Source organism: Roseateles sp. P2_H4, from assembly GCF_056403315.1.
Window position 1 is genome coordinate 1 of sequence record NZ_JBFUFR010000030.1, and the last position, 25,323, is coordinate 25,323.

Sequence of the window (25,323 nt, forward strand, 5' to 3'; positions counted from 1 at the left end):
GGTTCCTACCCAGCGAGGATCTGCAACACAGCATGCGGCCTTTCTGGCCACAACCCTTCGGGCAGGCCCATTGCCGTAGCGTTAACAGGCCCTACGGAAACACCGCCTTCAGCACGAAGGCCAGCCGGGCGCCGGCCTGCGTGAGCTGCTGGCGCTTGATCGCATCGGCCTTGGCTGCGTAGCCCTCGGGCAGGCTGACGTTCCAGTTCTCGCCCTGCCTGGGCGAGACGCCGAGGCCATCGAAGGCGACCTTCGTCAGTTCCATCGACTGGCTGCCCCAGCGTGCCGGCCAGCCCAGCGGATCGCCCGGGTCCCGCGGCACCCGGCGCGCCTCGGCCAGCCAGGCGGCATCGACGTGCTGGGGCCTGAACGCCTCGGGCACGCTGTCCCACAGGGCATGGAGATTCTTCGGCGCGAAGGGGCCTGTCGGCGCCAGCGCAAAGCTGTTGCCGCCGACGGTGAAGCTGGCGCGATCGAGGCCCCGTTGGTCGGGGTCGACACGCCGGCCCTGAGCGTCCAGGTAGAGGCTGCCGACGTGCAGGGGCTGATGGATGTCGCCCACCAGATGCACGAGCACCAGCAGGGCCTCGCGCCGGCTCTTGAAGTTGGGCTGGCCGCGCGAGGGCTCGCCCTGCAGCACGCGGATGGCCGCACGCAGGGCGCCGACCACGTCATCGGGGCGAGCCCCCGTCACGTCCGGCAGATAGTGGCCGCGTTGCACGGCGACGTCGGCGTAATGGGTCTGCTTGTGGCAGCTGTCCTCGTCGAGGCCGATCTTGCACTGGCGGTCATTGCGCTTCACATAGTCGGCCATCTCGGCGATGCGCACCGGCGTCTCGAGCTGGGCGCAGGCAGGGAACTTGCCGGGCGAGGGGTAGGTGTAGCCCTGGCTGGGCGAGATGCCCTTCACGCAGTCGGCCCAGATCGAGGCCTGGGCCAACGACATGTCGCCCAGCAGCTTGAGGACGCGGGCCTCGGCCGGGCTGCCCTTGATGAGGCCGGCGGCGAGGGTGGCGACGGTCTGGTGGCCCTCGGAGCCCCAGGCGTGGGCAGCCAGGGGCAGGGCGAGCAGGGCGGTGGCGAGCAGGCGGCGCATGCGGGATTCTTCTGTCGATCAAACCCGCAATCTTGCCCTGTTGGCGATGGGCACAGCCGCGCCGCCGGGTAGCATCAACCCGCCCACCTCCGTCGAGTCAGGAGATCCGCCATGAGACTTCAGCTTGCCCGCCTCTTCGGCCTGTTCCTCTTGTGCCTGAACTTCGCCTGGGCCCAGCCGGCCGACGTGGCGCGCAGCAAGGACCACCCGCTGCTGACGCGCTACCCGAATTCCCACATCGTCGAATACGCCAGGAACTTCAACGGCGCGGACTTCGCCGTGGCCCGCGGCGCCGATGGCAACCCGACACGCAAGCGCGTCGAGGGCGACATGACGGACATCCTCTACTTCCACAACGACGGCGACCGCCAGCCCAGCGCCTTGCAGCTGATCCGCAACTACCAGAACGCGATCAAGGGCATAGGCGGCGAAGTGGTCTATGAGCGCCTGCCCAAGGACGGCGATGGCGGCGAGACGACCTTGCGTGTGAACGCCGGTGGCAAGGAGGTGTGGGTGCTGGTGGAGCCCGGCATCTTCAGCGCGCCGACGCAGAGCTACAAGCTCACCGTCGTCGAGGTGGCGGCGATGCAGCAGGTGGTCACGGCCAACAAGATGCTCGACGAGATCAACAAGAACGGCTTCATCGCGCTGTACATCAACTTCGACACCGGCAAGGCAGAGCTCAAGCCCGACGGCCAGGCCACGGTGCGCGAGATCGTCGCCATGCTGAAGGCGGCGCCGGCGCTGAAGATCGCCGTCGAAGGCCACACCGACAACGTCGGCTCGGCCGCGGCCAACAAGAGCCTGTCGGAGCAGCGCGCCAGGAGCGTGATGAATGCCGTGGCGGCGGGCGGCATTGCGGCCGCCCGTCTCAGCGCCGCGGGCCTGGGCGCGGAGCGGCCGATTGCCGACAACCGCAGCGAGGAAGGCCGCGCCAAGAACCGGCGCGTGGAGCTCGTCAAGAAGCCTTAAGCGATCAGGCCTGCCAGCCTGCCCGGCTGGAAGTGCAGGTCGACGAAATCCGCCAGGCCGTCGAAGACGGCATCCAGCGACCGGCCCGGCTGACCGAACAGGGCCTTGAGCACGGCGGGCTGCTCGAAGAGGCCGTGGGCATAGACGCCCAGCACCTGGCCGGCCTGCCAGCCGACGGCCTCGCCGGCCGCGTTGCGCAGGGCCACGCGGGGCGGCGGCAGGCCGGCATGGGGCTGGGTGCGGCCGTGGCGGATCTCATAGCCGCCGGCCTGTACGCCGGACAGGGCCTGCCAGCCGCCATCCAGCGAAGTGGAGAAGCTGAACTCGGCACTGCGCAGCAGCTTTTCGGGCTCGAAGACGGTCACCAATGGCAGCAGGCCCAGGCCCGGTGCATTGCCGTCCAGGCCGTGTGGGTCGATCAGCGCCTCGCCCAGCATCTGCAGGCCGCCGCAGATGCCGAGCACCCGGCCGCGGTGGCTGTTGATGGCGGCGTCGAGCTTTTGCGCACGCAGCCAGGCCAGGTCGGCCGCAGTGGACTTGGAGCCGGGCAGGATGATCCAGTCCACGCCTTGCAGATCCTTGGGTTCGCGCGCCCAGCTCAGGCGCACGCCGGGCAGCTGGCGCAACGGCTGGAATTCGTCGAGGTTGGAGATGCGCGGGTAGGCGACGACGGCGATGCGCAGGCCGCTGCCGGTCGTCGAGTCGTCGAACACGCCGTCTTCTTCCGGCAGGCCGTGGCCGCGCCACATCGGCAGCGTGGCGATGGTGGGCACGCCGGTCAGGGCTTCGAGCTGCTCGGGCCCGGGCGACAGCAGGCCGGCGTCGCCGCGGAAACGGTTCAGCACGAAGCCGCGCACCAGCCTGCGCACGTCCTCGGGCATCAGCTGGTGGGTGCCGTAGAGATGGGCGAAGGCGCCGCCGCGGTCGATGTCGGTGACGAGCAGGCACGCGGCGTTGGCGTCGCGTGCGGTGCCGAGATTGACGTAGTCGCTGGGCGCCAGGTTGATCTCGGCCGGCGAGCCCGCGCCCTCGATGACGACCACATCGTTCTCGCGCATCAACTCGTGCAGGGCGGCGCGGGCGCGCGGCTTGAGCAAGGCGCTGCGTTCGCGCCAGGGGATGTTGGCCATGGCCGGGTCCACCTCGCCGAGCACGACGACCTGGCTCTGCGTGTCGGCCTCGGGCTTGAGCAGCACCGGGTTCATGCGCACCTCGGGCACGCGATTCGCGGCCAGGGCCTGGAAGTACTGGGCGCTGCCGATCTCGCCCATCAACCCATTCACGCCGGGCACGACACGCGCGTTGTTGCTCATGTTCTGCGCCTTGAAGGGCGCGACCTTGAGCCCCTGGCGGGCATACCAGCGGCACAGCGCCGTGGCCAGCCAGCTCTTGCCCGCGCCGCTCGTCGTGCCGAGCACCATCACCGCTTTGCTGCTCATGAGTCTTCGCTTTCGATTTCAAGCACGGCCTGCTGCAGGGCCTGCTGGGCGGCCGGAGGCTGGGCCGACACGCGCACCCAGCCGGGCAGGCCGAAGGAGGCCGCATCGCGCACGCGGATGCCGCGTTCGCGCAGGCGCAGCGCGTAGTCCGGCCGTGGTGGGCGGGCCAGCCAGAAGTGGGTGCAACTGGGCTTCTGGAGCCAGTCCAGGTCGGCCAGCATCGCGCGCTGCTGTGCCGTCCATTCACGCAGCTGATTGCGAGCTTGGGCCAGCCAGGCCTGCGTGTCGTCGCTGTGCCAGTGCATCAGCATGGCCACGCCTTCGGCGGACAGCACCCAGCTCGGCGCGAGCGACAGCGCATGGGCCCAGACGTCGTCGGCCATGGGCGCAACGAGATAGCCGGCCCGCACGCCGGTCAGGCCCAGGGCCTTGTTGGGGCAGATGAGCTGCCAGGCGCCGGGCGGCAGCGTGCTGGCTTCGCCGTGCAGGCGCAGCGGCTCGTAGGCACGGTCGACCACGACCAGGGCGTCGAGCGCGGGCCATGACGCGACGGTGGCGCCGGTCGGGTTGCAGGGTTCGCAGATCCAGACCAGGGCCGGCGCCGTGGGTTGGATGTCAGCGGGCGCGGCATAGGCCTTCACAGCCAGGCCCAGCGCTTGAGCGGCGAGGGCGTAGTCGCCAAAGCCGGGTCGCGGCACCCAGACCTCGCGGCGACCGGAGAGCATCGCCGCCAGCGTCAGCCGGCGTATGCCCTCGGCGCCACCGGCCGTGGGCAGGATCAACTCGGCATCACCGAGGTGGCGGCGCAGCGCGCGATAGTTCGGATCGGGGTAGGCCTGGCGGTTGGCGGCCTGCACGGCACTCATCAACGTCGGCGGTGGGCCCATGGGGCTGGCGTTGGTCGAGAAGTCATGTTCGGCCGGCGGGCCGTCGTCCGGCCCGCCATGCTCGGGCAGCAACAGGGAGTTCATGCCCGCAGAGCCCAGGCGAGCGCGGCGATCAGCACGGCGCCGACGATGACGGCCTGCTGAACCACGACGCGGGCGGCATGCAGGTCACCGGCCTGCACCGGCGCGCCTTCGGCATTCAGCGCATAGACATCGGGCTTGGACAGCCGCCGGCCCAGCCGCAGCGCCATCGCGGCCATCGGCCAGCCGCTGTTGGGCGAGGGCGTGCGCCGGGCTTCGCGCGGCAGCCGGCCAAACGACGGCGGCATCAGCACCAGCGCCGTCAGCCGCGCCGGCAGCCAGGACAGCAGATCGTCCGCCCGCGCCGCCCATTTGCCGCACCACTCGCGCTCGTCGCGGTAGCCCCACATCGCGTCCACCGTGTTCGCAAAGCGGTAGATCGCCGCGCCCGGCAGGCCGGCGATGGCGAACCAGAACAGCGGCGCGATGACCGAATCGTTGAGGTTCTCGGCCAGGGTCTCGACGGCGGCCTCGCGCACCTCGGTCTCGCTCAGCGCCGAGGTGTCGCGGCTGACGAGGTGCGACAGACGTGTGCGGCCGGCGTGTAGCGATTCGTTCAATGCGGTCTCCACGGCAATGGCCTCGTCGGCCAGCATGCGCCAGGCCAGCAGCGGTTTCAACAACAGGCCGATCAGCACCGCAGCGCCGACGAGGCGCAGCGGCGAGTTCCAGGGCTGCAGCAGGAGCAGCACCCAGCCCTCCAGCCACAGCGCGATGAAGGCGACCAGCGCAACGCCGACAAGCCAGGCCAATGCGCCAGCGATGAAGCCCAGGACCGGTGGCAGCCTGGTCAGCCTGAACAGGCCGAGGTAGCGCCCCATGCCGACGACAGGATGAGCCCAGGCCGGGGGCTCGCCCAGCCGGTCTACCAGCAGGGCGATACCCATGGCCAGCGGCAGCAGCAGGTTCATGAACCACCTAGCGGCGGCAGGCGAGCCACCAGGCCGCCCTTGAGCCGCTCGGGCCGGCGGTCCCAGGCCAGCAGGCCGTTGCCGGGCTCGGCATGTTGGGCCGCCACGGCCAGCAGCGCGTCAACGCTGGCCGCGTCGGGCGCGAGCTGCCCGAACAGATAGCTGTGCTTGCCGGCGCCCTGCAGGGCCGCCGTGCAGCTCTGCTTGCAGGCCGCCATGCAGGCCTGGCCGTGGATGGGCAGCGGCCAGTCGCGCGCCAGCGCCGCGTTCTCGACGGCCTCCAGCAGGGCCTGGCCCTGCCCGTCGGCGCAGGTGGTGCAGATGACGAGGGCGCTGCTCATCAGTCTTCGATGCCTCGCTGGGCCGGCACGCCGGCCTTGTAGTGGTGCTTGATCATCGTCATCTCGGTGACGGTGTCGGCCAGCTCGATGAGCTCGGCCGGCGCGCCGCGCCCCGTCAGCACGACGTGCACATGCGGCGGGCGCTCGCGCAGGCAGGCCAGCACCGCCTCCAGCGCCAGCCAGCCATAGCGCAGCGGGTACATGATCTCGTCCAGCACGACGAGGAAATGGTCGCCCGCTCGGATGACCGATTCGGCCCGGCCCCAGCCTTCGCGGGCCAGCTCGGCGGAATGCTCCAGGTCCTTGCTCTTCCACGAGAAACCGTCGCCCAGGCCCTCGATGGGCACGCCCAGCTGCTCGAAGACGCGGTGCTCGCCGAAGCGGGCGCTGGGCACCTTCATGAATTGGTAGATGCGCACCGGCTTGCAGCGGCCATGCGACCGCAGCGCGAGGCCGAAGGCGGCGGTGCTCTTGCCCTTGCCGTCGCCGGTGTGGACGATGACGAGGCCGCGGCGTTCGCCGCTGGGGATGACGCGCTCGCGATTCACCGGCGGTTGTTCGATTTCCATGTCAGCTATCCATGATGTTGTCGCGCGGGACCTTGCGGGCCGAGCGCCGGGCCGCTCCCTAGCCGGCCCGCGTAGGCGATGTGCTTGCCGGTCGAGCCGGCAAGCATCGCCGTCCCTTCGGGGGACCGGCCAAGGCAATCCTTGGACGAGGGGCCGAGGAAGAACGCGGCCACAGCTTCCGGGTTGGAGGGGAAGTAGTGGTGCACATAGCTCGCGCGCAGCGAGCCCTGCTGGTAGAGGGCCTCGGCGGTCTTGCCGCCGTTGGGGTTGCTCGCCTGCGCGATCGGCGCCAGCGGCGTCTGCAGCGTCGAGTAGTGATAGCTGTGGCCGCGCAGCGGGCCCTCGGGCCAGTCAATGGCCTGCAGACCGAGGGCCGCCAGGCGATGCTGCACATGGGCGCGGCCTGGCATCAGGCCGGCCATGCCATGGGCATCACCGGCCGCGTCGGTCAGTGAATCCAGCAGGGCCAGCATGCCACCGCATTCGGCAAGCAGCGGTTTGGCCGATGCGACATGGCCGTGCAGGTCGTCGAAGAGCGCCGCGTTGTTGCGCAGCGCCCTGGCATGCAGCTCGGGGTAGCCGCCAGGCAGCCAGAGTGCATCGCAGGCGGGCAGGCGTTCGCCCGCCAGCGGCGAGAAGAAGACGAGCTCGGCGCCGAGGGCCCGCAGCAGGTCGACGTTGGCCGGGTAGATGAAGCCGAAGGCGGCGTCGCGGGCGATGGCGATGCGCCGGCCCAGCAGCGGCTTCGGCGGCGGCGGTTCGGCCGTGTCCTCGAAGCTCAAGGGCTTGAAGGCCAGGCCTGGCCGCAGGCCGGCCTCCCAGGCATCGGCCCAGGCGTCGAGCTGGGCGTCCAGCTCGGGCTGTTCCAGCGCCTGCACGAGACCGAGATGGCGTTCGGGCAGGATGAGCCTGGGCTCGCGCGGCAGCGCGGCGATCAGCGGCAGGTCGTCGGGCAGGCCTTCGCTGAGCATGCGGCCATGCGCCGCGCTGCCGATGCGGTTGGCGATGACGCCACAGTGGTGCAGCTCGGGCCGGAAACGCGCCAGCCCCGTGGCCAGGGCCGCGAAGGTCTGGGCCATGGCCGAGGCGTCGATGACGCAGACGACCGGCAGGCCGAAGGCGGCGGCCAGGTCGGCGCTGCTGGGGCTGCCGTCGAACAGGCCCATGACGCCTTCGACGAGGATGAGGTCGGCCTCGCGCGCCGCCTCGGCCAGCAGGGCCTGGCAATGCTGGAAGCCGCCCATGAAGAGGTCGAGTTGGTAGACGGGCTGGCCGCTGGCGCGCTCGAGGATGCTGGGGTCGAGGAAGTCGGGCCCGGTCTTGAACACGCGCACGCGCTTGCCGCGACGGGCATGGCTGCGGGCGATGGCCGCCGTGATGCAGGTCTTGCCCGAGCCTGAGGACGGGGCACTGATGAAGAGAGCGGCGCAGGAGGTCATAGGGGCAGGGCGACCCAGCGCCCTTCGATCTGAGCGATGTGCAGGCGGGGGCCGAAGACCTGGCGCAGGGCTTCGTGTGTGGTGGCGTCACCGGGCGCACCGGTGTGCACGATGCGACCGTCGGCCATCAGCACGAGGTGGTCGGCCTGCAGCGCGAGATGCAGTTCGTGCAGCACGCTGACGACGCTGTGACCGGCCGCGACGCGGGCGCGCACCAGGGCCATCCACTCCGCCTGGTGGGGTGGGTCCAGATGGGCGAGGGGTTCGTCCATCAGCGTCAGCGGCGCGTCGACGGCCAGCGCACGGGCCAGCAGCACGCGCTGGCGCTCGCCGCCCGAGAGTGACCCCAGGCGGCGCTCGCGCCAGGCCCAGCTCTGTGTGGCCTCCATCGCCGCCTGCACGGCGGCATGGTCGGCCGCGGTCGGTGGCGCCAGCCACGGGCGATGCGGCAGGCGGCCGAGCATGACGACGTCATGTGCCATCAGGTCGTCGGCGCCGGTCTCCTGCTGGCCCATCCAGGCCAACTGGCGGGCGCGTTCGCGGGAGGGCCAATCGTGGAGCGGTTTGCCGGCGAGTTGAATCGCGCCGTCACAGCGCTGCAGGCCGGCGATGGCGCGCAGCAGCGTCGACTTGCCGGCACCGTTGGGGCCGACGATGGCCGTCCAGCGGCCAGCGACGATAGCCAGCTCGATGTCATGGATGAGGTCGCGGCCGTCGATGCGGACGCGGTTGATGCGGGCCTGCATCGCGTTCATCGCTTGGGCGCTCCGCGGCGGTGCATCAGCACCAAGAGATAGACGCCGCCGAGCAAGGCGGTAACCAGCCCGACCGGCAGCTCCTGTGGTCGCATCAGCCCGCGTGCCAGCACATCGGCCATCAGCAGCAGCGCGCCGCCGGCCGCGGCCGACATCAGGATGAGCTTGCCGTGCAGCATGGGGCAGAGCGTGCGCACGAGATGGGGCGCCACCAGTCCGACGAAGGCGACGATGCCGGTCTGCGCGACGGCGGCCCCGGTGGCCAGCGCAAACGCGAAGATCAGCAGCAGCCGCATCAGGCCCATGCGCATGCCCAGCGACGCGGCCGTGGCTTCGCCCAGGGTCAGCGCGTCCAGGGCCGGGCTGGCCAGCAGGCCGATGACGACGGCCGCGACGCCGCAGGCCGTCATCACCGTGACGCTGCTCCAGCCCAGCAGGCCGGTGTTGCCCAGCAGGAAGGCCTGCATGGCGCGCAGGATGTCGGGCGCCCACAGCGTGGCCAGGCCCGTCAGCGCATTCAGCACGACGCCGACGACGACGCCGGCGAGCAGCAGCCGCAGCGTCTGCTCGACGCCGCGCGCCAGGATCAGCGTCAGCCCCACGCCCACCAGCGTGCCGACGAAGGCGATGCCGGTCAGGCCGACATGGGCCAGCAGCGACGAGGTCTGCGGCGAGATGCCAGTCAGTGCCAGCGCGATGGCCACGGCCAGGCCGGCGCCCGAGGCGCTGCCCAGCAGATAGGGGTCGGCCAGCGGGTTGCGGAACAGGCCTTGCGACATCGCACCGGCCATGCCGAGCAGCGCACCGGCCAACCAGGCGCCCAGCGAACGCGGCAGGCGGATCTCCCACAGGATGATGCCCATGCTGTCGTTGCCCAGGTCGGCCCAGCCGGTGCTGCCGACAGCCACGCCGGCCAGCACGCCGAGACCGCCGATGACCAGCAGCAGCGTCAGCAGCAGCCCGGGGCGCATGCTCATCACGAGGAGGCCTTTTCTCGCAGGCACCTGGCCATGATCTGCGCCGCCTCGGCCATGCGCGGGCCCGGGCGGGAGAGGATGTCGCCGTCCTCAGGCTTGAAGACGCAGATGCGGCCGCGCTTGATGGCGTCGATGCGGTCCCAGCCGGGGCGCTGGGTCAGGCCCTCGGAGCCGCGCAGGCCGATCATGATCAGCGCGGGGTTGGCCTTGACGACGAACTCGGGGTTGATCTTGGGGAAGGGACCCAGGCTCGCCGGGATGATGTTGCCGGCGCCGAGCTTGGTCAGCGTCTCGCCCATGAAGGACGATTCGCCTGCCGCCCAGATGCCGCTGGCCACCTCGTAGTAGACGCGCACGCCACGCGCCGAGGCCGGCACGCTGCTGGCGGCTGCGGCCACGCCGGCTTCGATGTGGCGCCAGACGCGCTGGGCGTCGGTCACCCCCAGCACCTGGCCCATGATGCTCAGCACGCGCTGCACGTCCTTGTAGGAACGCGGCTCCAGCGCGATGACCTTCATGCCGAGGGCTTTCAGCCGTTCGGCGACGCGCGAGGACACGGCCACCAGCACGACGTCGGGTTTCAGCGACGCGATCAACTCGACATTGGTGTCTTCCATGCCACCGAGCTTGGGCAGGGTGTTCACGCTCGCGGGGAAGTTGGAATAGCGGTCGACGCCGACCAGCCTGGCGCAGGCGCCGAGCTCGCAGACGGTCTCGGTCAGCGAAGGCAGCAGGCTGACGATGCGCTGCGGCGGCGTGGTGATCTGCGTGACCTGGCCGAGGTCGTCCTTGATCTCGACGGCGGCGGCCGGCAGCGCCATGGCCAACAGCAGCAGCGCAAGCAATCTATGCATGGTTTGAATCCTCGACGGGGCGGGTCCAGGCCTGGCCCGCCACCATCAGTGTCAGCCGGCCGCACAGGCGCGCGACGTCCTGGTTGAGCCGGCCGAGTTCGTCGATGTAGTCGCGCACCTCGCGACCCAGTGGGCTAACGCCCCAGCCGACCTCGTTGGAGACGAAGACGACGCGGGACGTCAGCCGGGGCAGCAGGTCCAGCAGCGCGGTGCGCTCGGCCTGCCAGCCGGCCGTGTCGGGCAGGCCGCTCATCGGCATCAACCAATTCACCAGCCACAGCGTCAGGCAGTCGACGACAACCAGGGTGTTGGTGTCGTCGGCTTGTTGAAGGGCAGCGTTCAAGGCCAGCGGGGCTTCGACGGTCTCGAAACCCGCCGGCCGTGAGGCGCGGTGGTGGGAAATGCGCTCGCGCATCTCGTCGTCGGCCGCCAGCGCGGTGGCGACGACCACCACGCGGCCCGGCCAGGCCAGGGCCAGCTTCTCGGCCCGGCGCGACTTGCCGCTGCGTTGGCCGCCGACGATGAGTTCGTGTGCGCTCATGGCGCCATTAAAGCGTGGGGGTGAAGCGCAGAGAGATCAGCGCCGTGCGCGGTGCCGAGGCGTAGCCATAGGCCGTGGACGTCTCGCGGTCGAAGGCGTTGTCCAGGTTCAGCTGCAGCTTGAGATCCTTGCGGAGCTTGTACTGGGCGCTGAAGTTGACGAGGCCATAGCCGCCCAGCTTGCGCGTGTTGGCGGCGTTGTCCCAGCGCGCGCCCGAGGCCTGGACGCTGCTGCCCAGCAGCCAGTCGCCCAGCTCGGTGTCGGCACCCAGCGTGCCCAGGCGCTTGGCGCGGCGTGCCAGCAGCAGGCCGGTGTTCGCGTCGGTGGGCTTCTGGAAGTCCATGGTGGCGCGCAGGTTGACGAGGCCGGCCTTGGTGGCACCGGCCAGGGTCACGCCGCGCAGGCGGGCCGCCGACACGTTCTGGTAGCAGCCGAAGGCGCTCTGGCAGCTGCCCGCCGCGCCGAAGATGATGAGGTTGCTGACGCGGTTGCGATAGGCCGTGGCGGTGAATTCGGTGTCGCCGCTGCCGTACTTCAGACCCAGCTCGACATTGCGGCCGCGCTCGGCTTCCAGCGGCTTGACGCCGGGCTTGCTGAGGTCGGGGCCGTAGACGGTGCCTTGCTGGTACAGCGTCGGCGCGCGGAAGGCGTTGCCGATGGAGCCGACGACGCGCAGGCCGCTCACGACCTCAAAGCCGGCCAGCAGGGTGCCGGTGTCGACGCTGCCGAACTGGCTGTCGTCGTCGTGGCGGGCATGGGCCTGCAGGCTGAAGGCGCCGGCATTGAGCAGATAGCCCACGCCGACGGCATTGCGGTGGCGCTTGCCGACGCCGGCGGTGACGAGGCCGCTGTTCTGCAGCTCGTCCTCGATGCGCTCACCCTGGAAATTGACCTGCTGGCCCTTGCCGATGATGTAGGAGCCGGTCAGGGCCAGGTTCTTGACCTTGGTGACGGTCAGATAGGGCGAGGGGCTGGTCTCGTAGTGGTCGCGCGACTCGCCATAGCTGAGCTGGGTCTGCAGGGCGGGCGCCCATTGCGCCGTCCAGGCCAGGCGGGTGGCGTCGGTGTCCTGCAGGCTGCGGTCATCTGCCAGGGGCCTGGACTTGGAGGCGTCGTACTGGCCGTTGATGTGGCTGCGGATGGCGATGATCTCGGCGCGATGGCCTTCGGCCAGCTGGGCGCCGACGCGGGCCGTGCCCTGGTATTTGCGCCAGCCGTCGCGGTCGGGGACGTAGCTGAAGGAGCCGGGATAGTCGACGGTCGAGTTGAAGCCGTCGCTCTCCTCGATGGCGCCGGTGAAGGCGAAGTCGATGATGCCTTGGCTGCCGAACAGGCCGCCGTCGAACTTGTGCGTGGCCTGGGTGCCCAGTCCGATGCCGAGGTCGGCGCTGACCTTGCCGCCGCCCTTGCGGGTGAAGATCTGCACGACGCCGCCGACGGCGTCCGAGCCGTAGATGGCGCTGGCCGGGCCCTTCAGCACTTCGACGCGCTCGACCTGGGAGACCGGGATGCCCTGCCAGCTGGCGCCGCCGGTGGACTGCGAATCCATGCGCACGCCGTCGACGAGGACCAGGGTGTGGCGCGTATCGGCGCCACGCAGGAAGAGGGAGGTCGTCGAGGCTGCACCGCCGTTGCGGACCATCTCGGCACAGCCGTTGTTGCGCAGCAGGTCGGCCACGCTGGCGGCGGCCTGGCGTTCGATGTCGGCGCGGGTGATGACGGTCAGGTCGGCCAGCACCTCGGACAGGCGCTGGGGCGTGCGCGCGGCGGTGGTGACGACGGTGTCGAGCTTGTTCTGGGCGTGRGCGGACGAGGCCAGGGCCAGCACGGCCAGGGCGAGCAGCGACCGACGGGCCGCGAGGAGGGAGTGAGGCATGAAAGGAGACGCGAACGAACACCCAGCCGTGCTGACCCCCGCAGCAAGGCTGAAAAACGGCCGCCGCGCAATTGCGCGAGGCGGCCCCGTCGTTGGCCGGTATCCGGGCTGATGGCACTGCATTCGAGACCTTCCCAGCCCTGAGGCCAGTGGTCATGGATCGAACGCTGAGGCTTGTGTGAGCCTCGTCCACTTACCGTTGCGGGGACAGCTCAGGTTAGGCGTGCCGCGTGGCGGTCTGCCCTCCTGATTCCCGTTGAACTGCATCCGCCGTGAAGGCGGGCGCGAGCACCAACGGGGGGGATTCTATCGATGGCCGCTGGCCGGGGCCGAGGGCTTGTGGGGCTTGGCCGTCTTGGGCGGCTTGAGGACAACGACCTGCGGGCTGCTGGCGGCCTGGACCGGTGCCGGTGGTGCCTGCAGGCCGACAGCTTTGGCGCGCAGCTGGCGGGCCTCGGCCTCGCTGGCGCGGCGCGACTGGGCCAGGGCGGCCGCCTGCTTGGCGTCGGCCAGGTGGCGGTCCCGCGCGGCCTTGCTGTCGGCAGCGCTGGGTTGGTCGAAGCTGACGCTGCTGGGGCCTTCGCCCGCGGGGCAGGGGGAGTCGCGCAGGTCGCGGCCCTCGGGGCCGCAGCGGAAAACCTGGGCGCTGCGGGTCTGGGTCTGCGCCAGGGCGGGCAGGGATGCGAGGGCCAGAACCAGCAGCAGCGGCTTCATGGAGCCGGAGTTTCTACCGGCGGCTCGGGTTTGGGGGGCTTGGGGCGCGGCGGTTTGGCGTGAATTTTGGCCAAGGCCTTGTCCATCTGGCCGCTCAGCATCAGCTCGACGGCGCCGTAGCTCTTGTCTATGCAGTCCTCCACCGCCTGGCGCTCGGCCAGCGGCGGCTTGCGCAGCACATAGTTGGCGACCTCGGCCTTGTGGCCGGGGTGGCCGATGCCCAGCCGCAGCCGCCAGAAGTCGCCGCTGCCGAGCTGGGCCCGCATGTCCCTCAGCCCGTTGTGGCCGCCGTCGCCGCCGCCCTTCTTGAACTTCATCTCGCCGGGAGGCAGGTCCAACTCGTCGTGGATGGCCAGGATCTCTTCCGGCGCGATCTTGAAGAAGCGCGCCAGCGCCGCGACCGACTTGCCCGAGAGGTTCATATAGGTCATGGGCTCCAGCAGCCAGACGGGGCCGCTGGCACCCGGCGCATGGTTCACGCGGGCCACCAGCCCGTGATAGGCCTTGTCGGGTGCCAGGCTCACCTTGAGGCCACGGGCCAGGCCGTCTATCCACCAGAAACCGGYGTTGTGGCGTGTGTCTTCGTACTCGGCACCCGGATTGCCCAGGCCCACCATCAGCTTGATCATGAACGTGATCGTAGCTTTTGCCCTCAGCAATGCTCCAGCTACATTCGGCCGGGAAACTTGGCTGCAACCAGGAGTGGACCGAATGCAGAACAAGAAATCCAAGGGCGCAAACAAGACCTGGATCTGGGTGGCGGTGGCCGTCGTCGTCGTCGCAGCTGCGGCGTGGTGGTGGAAGGGCCGGGGTGGCGAAGGCGCCGCCGACGGCCCGGCCGGCGCGGCATCGGCGGCATCCGGCGCCGGCGCAGGGCGTCCGGCCGGTGGGCGCTTCGGCCGCAGCGGGCCGCAGCCGGTCACCGTCGCCGCCGTGCAAAAGCGCGACATGCCCGTCGTCGTCGACGCCATCGGCAGCATCGCCGCAGCCAATACCGCCGTCGTGCGCGCCAAGGTCAGCGGCGAGCTCAAGGCCATCTACTTCCATGAAGGCCAGCCGGTGAAGGCCGGCCAGCTGTTGGCGCTGATCGACCCCAGGCCCTATGAGATCGCCCGCGACCAGGCCCTGGCCACGCTGGCCCGCGACCAGGCCCAGCTGGAGAACGCCCGCGCCGACCTGGCCCGCTACAAGGACCTGGTGGCCAAGGACGCCGCGCCGCGCCAGCAGCTCGACACCCAGCAGGCCCTGGTGCGCCAGCTGGAAGCTACGCTGCTGTCCGACAAGGCCGCCGTGGACAACGCCAAGCTGCAGCTCTCCTACACCCGTGTCACGGCGCCCATCGCCGGCCAGGCCGGCTTGAAGCAGGCCGACCTGGGCAACAACATCACGCCGGGCGATACGAATGGCCTGCTGACCATCGCCCAGACCCAGCCGGCGGCCGTCGTCTTTGCCGTGCCCGACGCGCGCCTGCCGCGCATCCGCCAGCAGCTTGGCGACAAGCAGGCCTTGCCCGTGCAGGCCTGGGACCGCGAACGCCGCAGCAAGCTGGCCGAAGGGCGCGTGGCCAGCACCGACAACGCCATCGACGCCACCACCGGCACCATCAAGGTCAAGGCCTTGTTCGAGAACAAGGACGGCGGCCTCTTTCCCAACCAGTTCGTCAATGTGCGCCTGCAGCTGGACACGCTGAAGGATGTCCTGGTCGTGCCGACCGCGGCCGTGCAGCGCGGCTCGCAGGGCATCTTTGTCTACGTGGTGGCCGACGGCCAGGTGGCCCTTCGCAAGGTGCAGACCCTCGCGACCGACGGCGATGCCACCGCCGTGCAGGGTGAGCTGAAGGAGGGTGACCAGGTCGTGACCGACGGCGCCGACCGTCTGCGGGACGGCGGCAAGGCCGAGGTCATCAAGGTTCCGGCCGGCGGTGCCTCCGGTGCGGGTGGACGTGGCGGCCGTGGGCGTGGCGCTGGCGCTGCCAGTGCGCCGGGCGCGAGTGCCAGCGGCGCGAGCGCAGCGGCTGCCGCCGACGGCGAGCGCCCGCGCTGGGCGGACCGCGTGCCGCCCGAGATGGTCGAGAAGCTCAAGGCCATGAGTCCCGAGGACCGCCGCACCTGGATCCAGCAGCACCGCGCCTCGGCTCCCGCCCAATGAGGAAGCTGTGAACGCACCCCGCGCACCCGCTCATCCCGCCGCAACGCCGCCACTCGGCGTTGCAAATGCTCGCCGTAGTCCCTGCTACGGCTGTGCTTTGCGCCTTGATTGGCGACGCCGCGACGGTCTGCTCGGCCGCGCAGAGTCCATTCGCAGCTTCCCATGAACCCGTCACGTCTCTTCATCGCGCGGCCGGTCGCGACCTCGCTGCTGATGCTGGCCATCGTGCTGGCCGGCGCCCTGGCCTACCGGCTGCTGCCGGTGTCGGCCCTGCCCGAGGTCGACTACCCGACCATCCAGGTCACGACGCTGTACCCCGGTGCCAGCCCCGACGTGATGACCTCGTCCGTCACCGCGCCGCTGGAGCGCCAGTTCGGCCAGATGCCGGGCCTGGCGCAGATGTCGTCCACCAGTTCGGGCGGCGCTTCCGTCATCACGCTGCGTTTCGAGCTGAGCCTGGCCCTGGACGTGGCCGAGCAGGAGGTGCAGGCCGCCATCAATGCCGGCAGCAATCTGCTGCCCAGCGACCTGCCCATGCCGCCGGTCTACAGCAAGGTCAACCCGGCCGACGCGCCGGTGCTGACCATCGCCATCAGCTCGACGACGCTGCCCATCACGCGCGTGCATGACCTCGTCGAGAGCCGCCTGGCGCAGAAGATCTCGCAGGTGCCGGGCGTGGGCCTGGTGGGCATCGCTGGCGGCCGGCGGCCGGCCGTGCGCATCCAGGCCAACCCGGGTTCGCTGGCCACGCTCGGCCTGTCCATCGATGATGTGCGCACGGCCATCTCGGGCGCCAACGTCAACCAGTCCAAGGGCAGCTTCGACGGCCCGCTGCGCGCCTCGACGCTGGACGCCAACGACCAGCTGCGCAGCGCATCTGAATACGCCAATCTGGTGATTGCCTACAAAAACGGCAACGCGGTGCGCCTCAAGGACGTGGCCCAGCTGGTGGACGACGCCGAGAACCTGCGCCTGGCCGCCTGGGCCGGCCAGGCCAGCAAGTCCAGCGTGTCGGCCGTCATCCTGAACGTGCAGCGCCAGCCGGGCGCCAATGTCATCGAGACCGTGGACCGTGTGCGCGCCGTGCTGCCCCAGCTGCAGGCCAGCCTGCCGGCCTCGCTGGACGTGCAGCTGCTCAGCGACCGCACCACCACCATCCGCGCCTCGGTGACCGACGTGCAGCACGAGCTGCTGTTCGCCATCGTGCTGGTCATCGGCGTCATCTTCGTCTTCCTGCGCAGCCTGCCGGCCACCATCATTCCCGCGGTGGCCGTGCCCGTGTCGCTGGTGGGCACCTTCGGCGTCATGTACATGGCAGGGTTCTCGATCAACAACCTGACGCTGATGGCCCTGGTCATCTCCACCGGCTTCGTGGTGGATGACGCCATCGTCATGATCGAGAACATCGCCCGCCACATGGAGGAGGGCGGTGAGGCCGTCAGCGCCTATGACGCGGCGCTGACCGGCTCCAAGCAGATCGGCTTCACCATCATCTCGCTGACGGTGTCGCTGATCGCCGTGCTGATCCCGCTGCTCTTCATGGGCGACGTCGTCGGCCGTCTCTTCCACGAGTTCGCGATCACGCTGGCCGTGTCCATCCTGATCTCGGCCTTCGTGTCGCTGACGCTGACACCCATGATGTGCGCGCGCCTGCTCAAGCATGAGCACGACGAGGACCATGGCTGGCTGTGGCGTCGCGTGGGCAAGGCCTTCGACGACACCATCGCCGGCTATGGCCGCATGCTGAACTGGGTGCTGGACCGTTCGGCCGCGACGTTGATCGTCTTCATCGCGACGCTGGGCCTCACCGGTGTGCTGTATCTGCTGGTGCCCAAGGGCTTTTTCCCGGTGCAGGACACCGGCCAGCTGCAGGGCATCACCGAGGCGGCGCAGTCCACCTCCTTCAGCGCCATGGCCGAGCACCAGCAACGCCTGGCCGAACGCGTGCTGAAGGATCTGGCCGTGGAGACGGTCTCGTCCTTCATCGGCGTGGACGGCGGCAACACGACGCTGAACCAGGGCCGCCTGCAGATCTCGCTCAAGCCCAAGGAGGGGCGTGGCGCCAGCGCGGCCGAGGTGGCGCGGCGCATCGCCGACGCGGCCGCCGACGAGCCCGGCATCGCGCTGTACCTGCAGCCCGTGCAGGACCTGACCATCGAAGACCGCATCGCCAAGACGCAGTACCAGTTCACGCTGTCTTCGCCGGACTCCGCCGAGCTGAGCCGTTCGACGACGGCCGTGCTGGAGCGGCTGCGCGGCCTGAAGCAGATCGTCGACGTGGCCAGCGACCAGCAGGAGAAGGGCCTGCAGGCCTACGTCGACATCGACCGCGATGCGGCCGGGCGGCTGGGCGTCAGCGTGGCGGCCATCGACAGCGCGCTGTACAGCGCCTTCGGCCAGCGGTTGATCTCGACCATCTTCACGCAGAGCAACCAGTACCGCGTCGTCCTGGAAGTGGCACCCGAGTACCGCCAGGGCCTGGACGGCCTGAAGCGCCTCTATGTGCCCGGTGCGGGTGGCGTGCAGGTGCCGCTCAGCTCGGTGGCGCGCTTCAGCGAGAGGCTGGCGCCGCTGGCCGTCAACCACGTGGCGCAGTTCCCGTCGTCGACCCTGTCCTTCAACCTCGCGCCCGGCGCCTCGCTCGGCGAGGCGGTCAAGGCCGTCCGCACCGAGGTCGATGCGCTGCAGCTGCCACTCAGCGTCGAGACGCGATTCGAGGGTGCGGCCCTGGCCTTCCAGGCGTCGCTGACGAGCACGCTGCTGCTCATCCTCGCGGCCATCGTGACGATGTACATCGTGCTGGGCGTGCTCTACGAGAGCACCATCCACCCGCTGACCATCCTGTCCACGCTGCCCTCGGCCGGCCTCGGCGCGCTGCTGGCCCTGCTGGCCTTCCGCCTCGACCTGGACATCATCGCCATCATCGGCATCGTGCTGCTGATCGGCATCGTCAAGAAGAACGCGATCATGATGATCGACTTCGCCTTGGAGGCTGAACGCGACCACGGCAAGGCTCCGCGCGACGCCATCTTTGAGGCCTGCCTGCTGCGCTTCCGGCCCATCCTGATGACGACGATGGCAGCGCTGTTGGGCGCGCTGCCGCTGATGCTGGGCTCGGGCGTGGGCAGTGAGCTGCGCCATCCACTGGGTGTCGTCATGGTTGGCGGCCTCATCGTCAGCCAGTTGCTCACACTCTTCACGACGCCGGTCATCTATCTCGGCTTCGCGGCGCTGGCTGCGCGTTTGAAGCGCGGCCGTAAACCCGCAGAGGCCGCGGCGTGAACCCGTCACGCGTCTTCATCGAGCGGCCGATCGGTACGGCGCTGATCACTTGCGGCCTGGCCCTGGCGGGCGCCATCGCCTATCTGCTGCTGCCGATTGCGCCGCTGCCCCAGGTCGAGTTCCCGACCATCTCGGTCAGCGCCTCCCTGCCCGGTGCCAGCCCCGACACCATGGCCGCCACCGTGGCCACGCCGCTGGAGCGCACGCTCGGCAGCATCGCCGGCGTCACCGAGATCACCTCGTCCTCGTCGCTCGGCAGCAGCCGCGTCACGCTGCAGTTCGACCTCAGCCGCGACATCGACAGCGCCGCCCGCGACGTGCAGGCCGGCATCAACGCCTCGCGCGCGCTGCTGCCCACCGGCATGCCGAGCAACCCGAGCTACCGCAAGGTCAACCCGGCGGACGCGCCCATCATGATCGTCGCGCTGACGTCGGACACGCTGACGCGCGGCCAGATGTACGACGCCGCCTCCACCGTACTGGCGCAGCGGCTGTCGCAGGTCGACGGCGTCGGCCAGGTCAGCGTGGGCGGCGGCGCGCTGCCGGCGGTGCGCATCGAGCTGGACCCGAACAAGCTGTCGGCCCAGGGCATCTCGCTGGACCAGGTCAGGGCAGCCATCGTCGCGACCAATGCCAACCGGCCCAAAGGGCAGCTGGAGAGCGGCGACCGCACCTGGCAGATCATCGCCAACGACCAGGCCCGCCTGGCCAGCGATTACGCACCCCTGGTGCTGAGCTACAGGAACGGCGCCGCCGTGCAGCTGCGCGACGTGGCCTCCATCGAGGACAGCGTGCAGGACCTGCGCAACGACGGCCTGGCCAATGGCCGCTCGGCCGTGCTGCTGATCCTCAACAAGGCACCCAGCGCCAACATCATCAAGACCGTCGACACCGTGCGGGCCCTGCTGCCGCAGCTGCGCGCCTCCATCTCGCCGGCCATCAATGTCGACGTCGTCATGGACCGCACGTCCACCATCCGCGGCAGCATCAAGGAAGTGCAGCGCACGCTGGCCATCTCCTTCGGCCTGGTCATCGTCGTCGTCTTCATCTTCCTGCGGCGCTTCCGTGCGGCCCTGCTGCCGGCGGTGGCCGTGCCGGTGTCGCTGGCCGGCACCTGCGGCTTCATGTACCTGCTGGGCTACAGCATCGACAACCTGTCGCTGATGGCGATGACGGTGGCCACGGGCTTCGTCGTCGACGACGCCATCGTCGTGCTCGAGAACATCTCGCGCCACATCGAGCGCGGCGTGCCGCCGCGGGAGGCGGCGCTCAAGGGGGCCAAGGAGATCGGCTTCACGGTCGTCTCCATCTCGCTGAGCCTGATCGCCGTCTTCATCCCCATCCTGGCCATGGGTGGCATCGTCGGGCGGCTGTTCCGCGAGTTCGCCGTCGTGCTGTCGGTGGCCATCCTGGTGTCCATGGTGGTGTCGCTGACCACCACGCCCATGATGGCCGCGACGCTGCTCAAGCCGCATGCCCAGGCGAAGAAGCCGGGCCGCTTCGGCCGTTGGCTGGCCCGCCTGCAGCGAGGCTTGATGCGCGGTTACCGCCGCAGCCTGCGCTGGACCCTGCGCCATCAGCCCATCGCGCTGCTGGTACTGGCCGGCGTCGTCGCGCTGAACGTGCACCTCTACATGACCATCCCCAAGGGCTTCTTCCCGCAGCAGGACACGGGGCTGATGATCGGCGGCGTGCAGGCCGACCAGGCCTCCTCCTTCCAGTCCATGCAGCTCAAGCTGCGCACCTTCCACGACATCGTGCGCGCCGACCCGGCGGTGGCCAACGTCACCGGCTTTACCGGTGGCGGCCAGCGCAACAGCGCCAATATGTTCATCAGCCTGAAGCCGCAGGCCGAGCGCGAGGAGAGCATCGATGCCGTCATCAACCGGCTGCGCGGCAAGCTGGCCAAGGTGCCGGGCGCCAACCTCTTCATGGCGCCGGTGCAGGACATCCGCATCGGCGGCCGCCAGTCCAACGCCTCGCTGCAGTACACGCTGCAGGCCGACGACCTGAATGACCTGCGCACCTGGGAGCCGCGCATCCGCCGCGCGCTGACCGAGGTGCCGGAGATCACCGACGTCAACACCGACCAGCAGGACAAGGGCACTCAGACATCTCTCGTCGTCGACCGCGATGCGCTGGCGCGACTGGGCATCACGATGAGCGCCTTCGACGGCACGCTGAACAACGCCTTCGGCCAGCGCCAGGTGGGCGTCATCTACAACCCGCTGAACCAGTACCGCGTCGTCATGGAGCTGGCGCCCGTCTGGCTGCAGAGCCCGCAGACGCTGGACCGGATGATGCTGACGAGCAGCGCCGGCCAGCAGGTGCCGATGTCGGCGGTGGCACGCGTCGAGGTGACGAACACGCCGCTGTCGGTCAACCACCAGAGCGGCACGCCGGCCAGCACCATCAGCTTCAACCTCTCGGAAGGTGTGTCGCTGTCGGACGCCGTCGCCGCCATCAACGACGCCGTGGCCGGCAGCGGCGCACCGGTGTCGGTGCGCGGCAGCTTCCAGGGCACGGCTCAGGCCTTCCAGGCCTCGCTGAAGTCCCAGCCCCTGCTCATCCTCGCGGCCATCGTGACCATCTACCTGGTGCTGGGCATGCTCTACGAGAGCCTCATCCACCCGATCACGATTCTGTCGACGCTGCCGTCGGCCGGCGTCGGCGCGCTGCTGGCGCTGATGGCCTTCAAGACCGACTTCACCATCATTGCGCTGATCGGCGTCATCCTCTTGATCGGCATCGTGAAGAAGAACGCCATCATGATGCTGGACTTCGCCATCTCGGCCCAGCGCGCGGCCGAGGAGCGTGGCAGCCGGCTGAGGCCTGGTGCCGCCATCTACCGCGCGGCCCTGCTGCGGCTGCGGCCCATCCTGATGACGACGGTGGCTGCCGTCTTCGGAGCCGTGCCACTGGCCCTGGGCCATGGCGAAGGCGCCGAACTGCGCGTGCCGCTGGGCATCTCCATCGTCGGCGGCCTGCTGCTGAGCCAGCTGCTGACCCTCTACACCACGCCCGTCGTGTTCTGCTGCATGGACAGGCTGAGCCGCAAGAAGCGCCAGCCAGCCCCGGCCCCTGCCAATGTCCTCCAGACCGCGACCTGAAGCCATGCTGAAGACTGCTCTTCTTCCTCTCGTCCTGGCCCTCGCCGGATGCGCCATCACGGCCCCGCATCCGCCCGCCGAACCCGCACCGCCGGCCACCTTCACGGGCTCCACCGAATGGCGCCGCGTCGCGCCCGAGGTGACCGTCCCCGAGGCCTGGTGGACGATGTTCAAGGACCCGGTGCTGGACAGCCTGCAGGCCGACCTCGTCGTCGGCAACCAGAACCTCGCCGCCGCGCTGGCCCAGGTCACGTCGGCCCGCGCGGTGCTCGGCGCCAGCCGCTCGGCCATCTTCCCGACGCTGTCGGTCAACGGCAGCAGCACCCGCTCGGCGACGGCCGAGAACGGCAACGGCCAGCGTACGGTATCGACCAACAACGCGCTGACGGCCAACGCGGCCTGGGAGATCGACTTGTGGGGGCGCCTGGCCGAAGGCGTCAAGGCGGCTGGCGCGAACTACCGGGCCAGCGAGGCCGACCTCGCCGCGCTGCGCCTGTCGGCGCAGGCGACGCTGACGCAGAGCTATTTCGCGCTGCGCACGGCCGAGGCCCAGCAGGCCCTGCTGGAGCGCACGGTTGCTTCCAATCAGCGCGCGCTGGAGCTGACCGAGGTGCGCTACGCCAGCGGCGTCGTCGCGCAGACCGATGTGCTGCAGGCCCGCACCCAGTTGCGCAGCGCGCAATCCCAGCTCAGCGACATGCGCGCCGAGCGTGCCCAGCTGGAACATTCCATCGCCACCCAGGTCGGCAAGCTGGCGGGCCAGTTCCAGCTGTTGCCCAACGCGCGCCTGCCCGAGCTGCCGCCGGTACCCGACCTGGTACCGTCGGCGCTGCTGGCCCAGCGCCCCGACATCGCCGCCGCGCGCGCCCGCCAGGCAGCGGCCTATGCGCAGATCGGCATCGCCGACGCGGCCTTCTTCCCCTCCATCGACCTGTCGGCCAGCGCCGGCTACCGCGGCTCGTCCTGGTCCAACCTCGTGTCGGCACCGAATCTGCTGTGGAGCATTGGCGCGGCGGTGGCGCAGCCCATCTTCGACGGCGGCCAACGCAAGCTGGCCTCGGCCCAGGCCCGCGCCTCGGCGGACGTGGCGACGGCCAACTACCGCCAGGCGGTGCTGACGGCCTTCCAGGAGGTCGAGGACAACCTCGTGCAGTTCGCCGAATCCGGCGCCGCGCTGGCGCTGCAGCGCGATGCCTTCGAGGCGGCGGGTCGCAATCTCGAGATCGTGCTGGCCCAGTACCGCGCCGGCACGGTCAGCTTCCTCAACGTCAGTGCCGCCCAGGCCTCGGCGCTGTCGGCCGAGGGCAATCTGCTGTCTTCCCGCAACCGCCAGCTCGTGGCGGCCAATCTGCTGTTGAAGAACCTGGGCGGCCGGCTGCCGCCGCAATGAAAAAGGGCTCCTTGCGGAGCCCCTCGTCGTTGGCATGAAGCCGGGAAGAAATTACTTCTTCTTCTTCTTCTTGCCGTCGTCGGCGACCGGAGCGGCGACGACGATGACTTCTTCAGCAGCCGGAGCGATCGGCGTGGCGATGACCGGGTTCGGCTTGCCGTGCGTCACGACCTTGATGCCTTCCGGCAGCTTGATGTCGTTGACGTGCAGCGAGTGACCCTGGGTCAGGCCAGACAGATCCACCTCGATGAACTCGGGCAGTTGCTTGGCCAGGCAGGTGATCAGCAGCTCGGTCACGACGTGGTTGACCGTGCAGTGGTCGGTCTTGACGGCCACGGACGTTTCTTCGCCGATGAAGTGCAAAGGCACCTTCTTCGTGATCTTGGTCGTGCCGTCCACGCGCTGGAAGTCGCAGTGCAGGACTTGCGGCTTGTACGGGTGCATCTGGAAATCGCGCAGCAGCACTTGCGTGGTGGCGCCAGCCAGTTCCATGTCCAGCAGCGAGCTGTGGAAGGCTTCCTTCTTGAGGGCGTGGAACAGCGCGTTGTGATCGAGTTCGATCATGACGGGCTCACCGGCGCCAAAAACAATGCCCGGCACCTTGCCGGCCACTCGCAGGCGGCGGCTCGCTCCGGTCCCCTGCAACTTGCGCTCAAAAGCGACAAACTTCATGGTTTTCTCCAAAAGAGAACGGCACCCGCGACCAGGCGCCGTTTGAAAAAGCCGTCTTGCGACAGCCATGTATTCCGATCAGAAGTTGTTCTGCTCGGAGAAAAGGGAGGGCCCCGCTTGCGGGAGGGACCCTACTCGGACTGACTAGAAATTGTTGTTTTGTTCCGAGAAAAGGGAGGTGACCGACTCGCCATCAGAGATGCGGCGGATGGTCTCGGCAAACAGGAAGGCCACCGACAGCTGGCGGATCTTCTTGCAGGCCTTGGCCGCGTCGGTCAGCGGAATGGTGTTGGTGATGACGACTTCGTCCAGCTGCGAACCGGCGATGCGCTCGATGGCCGGGCCCGACAGGATCGGGTGGGTGCAATAGGCGAAGACGCTCTTGGCGCCGCGGGCCTTCAGCACCTCGGCCGCCTTCACCAGGGTGCCGGCGGTGTCGATCATGTCGTCCATGATCACGCAGTTGCGGCCGTCGATCTCGCCGATGACGTGCATCACTTCGGACACGTTGGCGGCCGGACGGCGCTTGTCGATGATGGCCAGGTCGCAGCCGAGCTGCTTGGCCAGCGCACGGGCGCGCACCACGCCGCCGACGTCGGGCGAAACGACGACGAGGTCTTGGTAGTTGCGGCTCTTCAGGTCCGACAGCAGCACCGGCGATGCGTAGATGTTGTCGACCGGGATGTCGAAGAAGCCCTGGATCTGGTCGGCGTGCAGGTCCATGGTCAGCACGCGCTCGACGCCGACGGTTTCCAGCAGGTTGGCGACGACCTTGGCCGAGATGGGCACGCGGGTGGAACGCGGGCGGCGGTCCTGGCGGGCATAGCCGAAGTAGGGGATGACGGCGGTGATGCGGCGGGCACTGGAGCGCTTCAAGGCATCAGCCATGATCAGCAGCTCCATCAGGTTCTCGTTCGTCGGCGCGCAGGTGGGCTGGATGACGAAGACGTCACGGGCGCGCACGTTCTGCTGGATCTCGACGGCGACTTCGCCATCGGAGAAACGCCCGACGACAGCCTTGCCCAGCTCGAGACCGAGATGGGTCGCCATTTCCTGGGAGAGGACCGGGTTCGCGTTGCCGGTGAAGAGAACCGTGTTGAGCAGCACTTGGAGCCTCTGGTGTCAGTGGCTCGCTGAAGCGCAAGCCGGTTCAGCGAATTACAGAAAAACTTTGGCAGGGGAGGAAGGACTCGAACCCTCGCATGTCGGAATCAAAATCCGATGCCTTGACCAACTTGGCGACTCCCCTACACAGGACACAGCAGAGCT

Annotated in this window: 21 protein-coding genes, 1 tRNA gene and 1 riboswitch; of the genes, 5 read left to right on the forward strand and 17 right to left on the reverse strand. The window is 69.3% G+C overall.

Features of this window, described 5'->3' with window-relative positions; genetic code table 11:
* Positions 1-91 precede the first annotated feature (91 nt).
* Positions 92-1,096, reverse strand: a complete 1,005-nt coding sequence (locus AC1DW3_RS21070) for a S1/P1 nuclease (RefSeq protein WP_477934521.1) — start codon at positions 1,094-1,096, stop codon at positions 92-94.
* 111 nt (positions 1,097-1,207) lie between these two features.
* On the opposite strand from AC1DW3_RS21070, the gene AC1DW3_RS21075 reads away from it, so the two are divergent.
* Positions 1,208-2,068 carry an OmpA family protein gene (locus tag AC1DW3_RS21075; protein WP_477934523.1) on the forward strand — a complete coding sequence of 287 codons (861 nt, stop codon included), beginning with the start codon at positions 1,208-1,210 and terminating at the stop codon, positions 2,066-2,068.
* On the opposite strand, the gene AC1DW3_RS21080 is transcribed toward AC1DW3_RS21075, so the two are convergent.
* The 13 genes from AC1DW3_RS21080 to pth all read right to left on the reverse strand — a co-directional run bounded on the left by AC1DW3_RS21080 (position 2,065) and on the right by pth (position 14,081).
* A complete protein-coding gene (locus tag AC1DW3_RS21080) occupies positions 2,065-3,507 on the reverse strand; it encodes a cobyric acid synthase (RefSeq protein WP_477934525.1) in 1,443 nt (480 codons plus the stop codon). The genes AC1DW3_RS21075 and AC1DW3_RS21080 overlap by 4 nt on opposite strands.
* Positions 3,504-4,478 carry an aminotransferase class I/II-fold pyridoxal phosphate-dependent enzyme gene (locus AC1DW3_RS21085; RefSeq protein WP_477934527.1) on the reverse strand — a complete coding sequence of 325 codons (975 nt, stop codon included), beginning with the start codon at positions 4,476-4,478 and terminating at the stop codon, positions 3,504-3,506. The genes AC1DW3_RS21080 and AC1DW3_RS21085 overlap by 4 nt, the downstream gene beginning before the upstream one ends.
* Positions 4,475-5,386: an adenosylcobinamide-phosphate synthase CbiB gene (cbiB, locus tag AC1DW3_RS21090; protein WP_477934529.1), complete on the reverse strand. Its 912-nt coding sequence runs from the start codon at positions 5,384-5,386 to the stop codon at positions 4,475-4,477. Before cbiB ends, AC1DW3_RS21085 begins: the two co-directional genes overlap by 4 nt.
* Positions 5,383-5,727, reverse strand: a complete 345-nt coding sequence (locus AC1DW3_RS21095; protein WP_477934531.1) for a DUF1636 family protein — start codon at positions 5,725-5,727, stop codon at positions 5,383-5,385. Before AC1DW3_RS21095 ends, cbiB begins: the two co-directional genes overlap by 4 nt.
* Positions 5,727-6,296 carry a cob(I)yrinic acid a,c-diamide adenosyltransferase gene (gene cobO, locus AC1DW3_RS21100; protein WP_477934533.1) on the reverse strand — a complete coding sequence of 190 codons (570 nt, stop codon included), beginning with the start codon at positions 6,294-6,296 and terminating at the stop codon, positions 5,727-5,729. Before cobO ends, AC1DW3_RS21095 begins: the two co-directional genes overlap by 1 nt.
* A 5-nt stretch (positions 6,297-6,301) precedes the next feature.
* Entirely contained in the window at positions 6,302-7,735 is a 1,434-nt protein-coding gene (locus AC1DW3_RS21105) for a cobyrinate a,c-diamide synthase (RefSeq protein ID WP_477934535.1), read from the reverse strand.
* Positions 7,732-8,490, reverse strand: coding sequence for an ABC transporter ATP-binding protein (locus tag AC1DW3_RS21110; protein ID WP_477934537.1), 759 nt, complete (start codon positions 8,488-8,490; stop codon positions 7,732-7,734). Before AC1DW3_RS21110 ends, AC1DW3_RS21105 begins: the two co-directional genes overlap by 4 nt.
* Positions 8,487-9,467: a FecCD family ABC transporter permease gene (locus tag AC1DW3_RS21115; protein ID WP_477934539.1), complete on the reverse strand. Its 981-nt coding sequence runs from the start codon at positions 9,465-9,467 to the stop codon at positions 8,487-8,489. Before AC1DW3_RS21115 ends, AC1DW3_RS21110 begins: the two co-directional genes overlap by 4 nt.
* Positions 9,467-10,321, reverse strand: a complete 855-nt coding sequence (locus tag AC1DW3_RS21120; protein ID WP_477934541.1) for an ABC transporter substrate-binding protein — start codon at positions 10,319-10,321, stop codon at positions 9,467-9,469. Before AC1DW3_RS21120 ends, AC1DW3_RS21115 begins: the two co-directional genes overlap by 1 nt.
* A complete protein-coding gene (gene cobU / locus AC1DW3_RS21125; protein WP_477934543.1) occupies positions 10,314-10,862 on the reverse strand; it encodes a bifunctional adenosylcobinamide kinase/adenosylcobinamide-phosphate guanylyltransferase in 549 nt (182 codons plus the stop codon). Before cobU ends, AC1DW3_RS21120 begins: the two co-directional genes overlap by 8 nt.
* Before the next feature lie 7 nt (positions 10,863-10,869).
* Complete coding sequence (locus tag AC1DW3_RS21130; RefSeq protein ID WP_477934545.1) at positions 10,870-12,738, reverse strand: TonB-dependent receptor domain-containing protein; 1,869 nt, start codon at positions 12,736-12,738, stop codon at positions 10,870-10,872.
* A 77-nt stretch (positions 12,739-12,815) separates the two neighbouring features.
* Positions 12,816-13,049: riboswitch (cobalamin riboswitch) on the reverse strand.
* On the reverse strand, positions 13,045-13,452 hold the full coding sequence (locus AC1DW3_RS21135; protein ID WP_477934547.1) for a hypothetical protein: 408 nt from the start codon (positions 13,450-13,452) through the stop codon (positions 13,045-13,047). It overlaps the preceding riboswitch by 5 nt.
* Complete coding sequence (pth, locus tag AC1DW3_RS21140) at positions 13,449-14,081, reverse strand: aminoacyl-tRNA hydrolase (protein ID WP_477934549.1); 633 nt, start codon at positions 14,079-14,081, stop codon at positions 13,449-13,451. The genes AC1DW3_RS21135 and pth overlap by 4 nt, the downstream gene beginning before the upstream one ends.
* Before the next feature lie 82 nt (positions 14,082-14,163).
* Here pth and AC1DW3_RS21145 point away from each other — a divergent pair, with 82 nt between their 5' ends.
* The 4 genes from AC1DW3_RS21145 (at position 14,164) to AC1DW3_RS21160 (ending at position 23,382) form a co-directional block, all read left to right on the forward strand.
* A complete protein-coding gene (locus AC1DW3_RS21145; protein ID WP_477934551.1) occupies positions 14,164-15,600 on the forward strand; it encodes an MdtA/MuxA family multidrug efflux RND transporter periplasmic adaptor subunit in 1,437 nt (478 codons plus the stop codon).
* A 162-nt stretch (positions 15,601-15,762) separates the two neighbouring features.
* On the forward strand, positions 15,763-18,882 hold the full coding sequence (locus AC1DW3_RS21150; protein ID WP_477934553.1) for a multidrug efflux RND transporter permease subunit: 3,120 nt from the start codon (positions 15,763-15,765) through the stop codon (positions 18,880-18,882).
* Positions 18,879-21,992: a multidrug efflux RND transporter permease subunit gene (locus AC1DW3_RS21155; protein WP_477934555.1), complete on the forward strand. Its 3,114-nt coding sequence runs from the start codon at positions 18,879-18,881 to the stop codon at positions 21,990-21,992. The genes AC1DW3_RS21150 and AC1DW3_RS21155 overlap by 4 nt, the downstream gene beginning before the upstream one ends.
* A gap of 4 nt (positions 21,993-21,996) precedes the next feature.
* Positions 21,997-23,382: an efflux transporter outer membrane subunit gene (locus AC1DW3_RS21160; protein WP_477934557.1), complete on the forward strand. Its 1,386-nt coding sequence runs from the start codon at positions 21,997-21,999 to the stop codon at positions 23,380-23,382.
* Positions 23,383-23,433: 51 nt separating this feature from the next.
* Here AC1DW3_RS21160 and AC1DW3_RS21165 read toward each other — a convergent pair whose 3' ends face one another.
* The 3 genes from AC1DW3_RS21165 to AC1DW3_RS21175 form a co-directional block, all read right to left on the reverse strand.
* Positions 23,434-24,054, reverse strand: coding sequence for a 50S ribosomal protein L25/general stress protein Ctc (locus AC1DW3_RS21165; RefSeq protein ID WP_477934559.1), 621 nt, complete (start codon positions 24,052-24,054; stop codon positions 23,434-23,436).
* Between the two features lie 144 nt (positions 24,055-24,198).
* A complete protein-coding gene (locus AC1DW3_RS21170; protein WP_477934561.1) occupies positions 24,199-25,161 on the reverse strand; it encodes a ribose-phosphate pyrophosphokinase in 963 nt (320 codons plus the stop codon).
* A 65-nt stretch (positions 25,162-25,226) separates the two neighbouring features.
* Positions 25,227-25,303 (reverse strand) — tRNA-Gln (locus AC1DW3_RS21175).
* Positions 25,304-25,323: the final 20 nt, after the last annotated feature.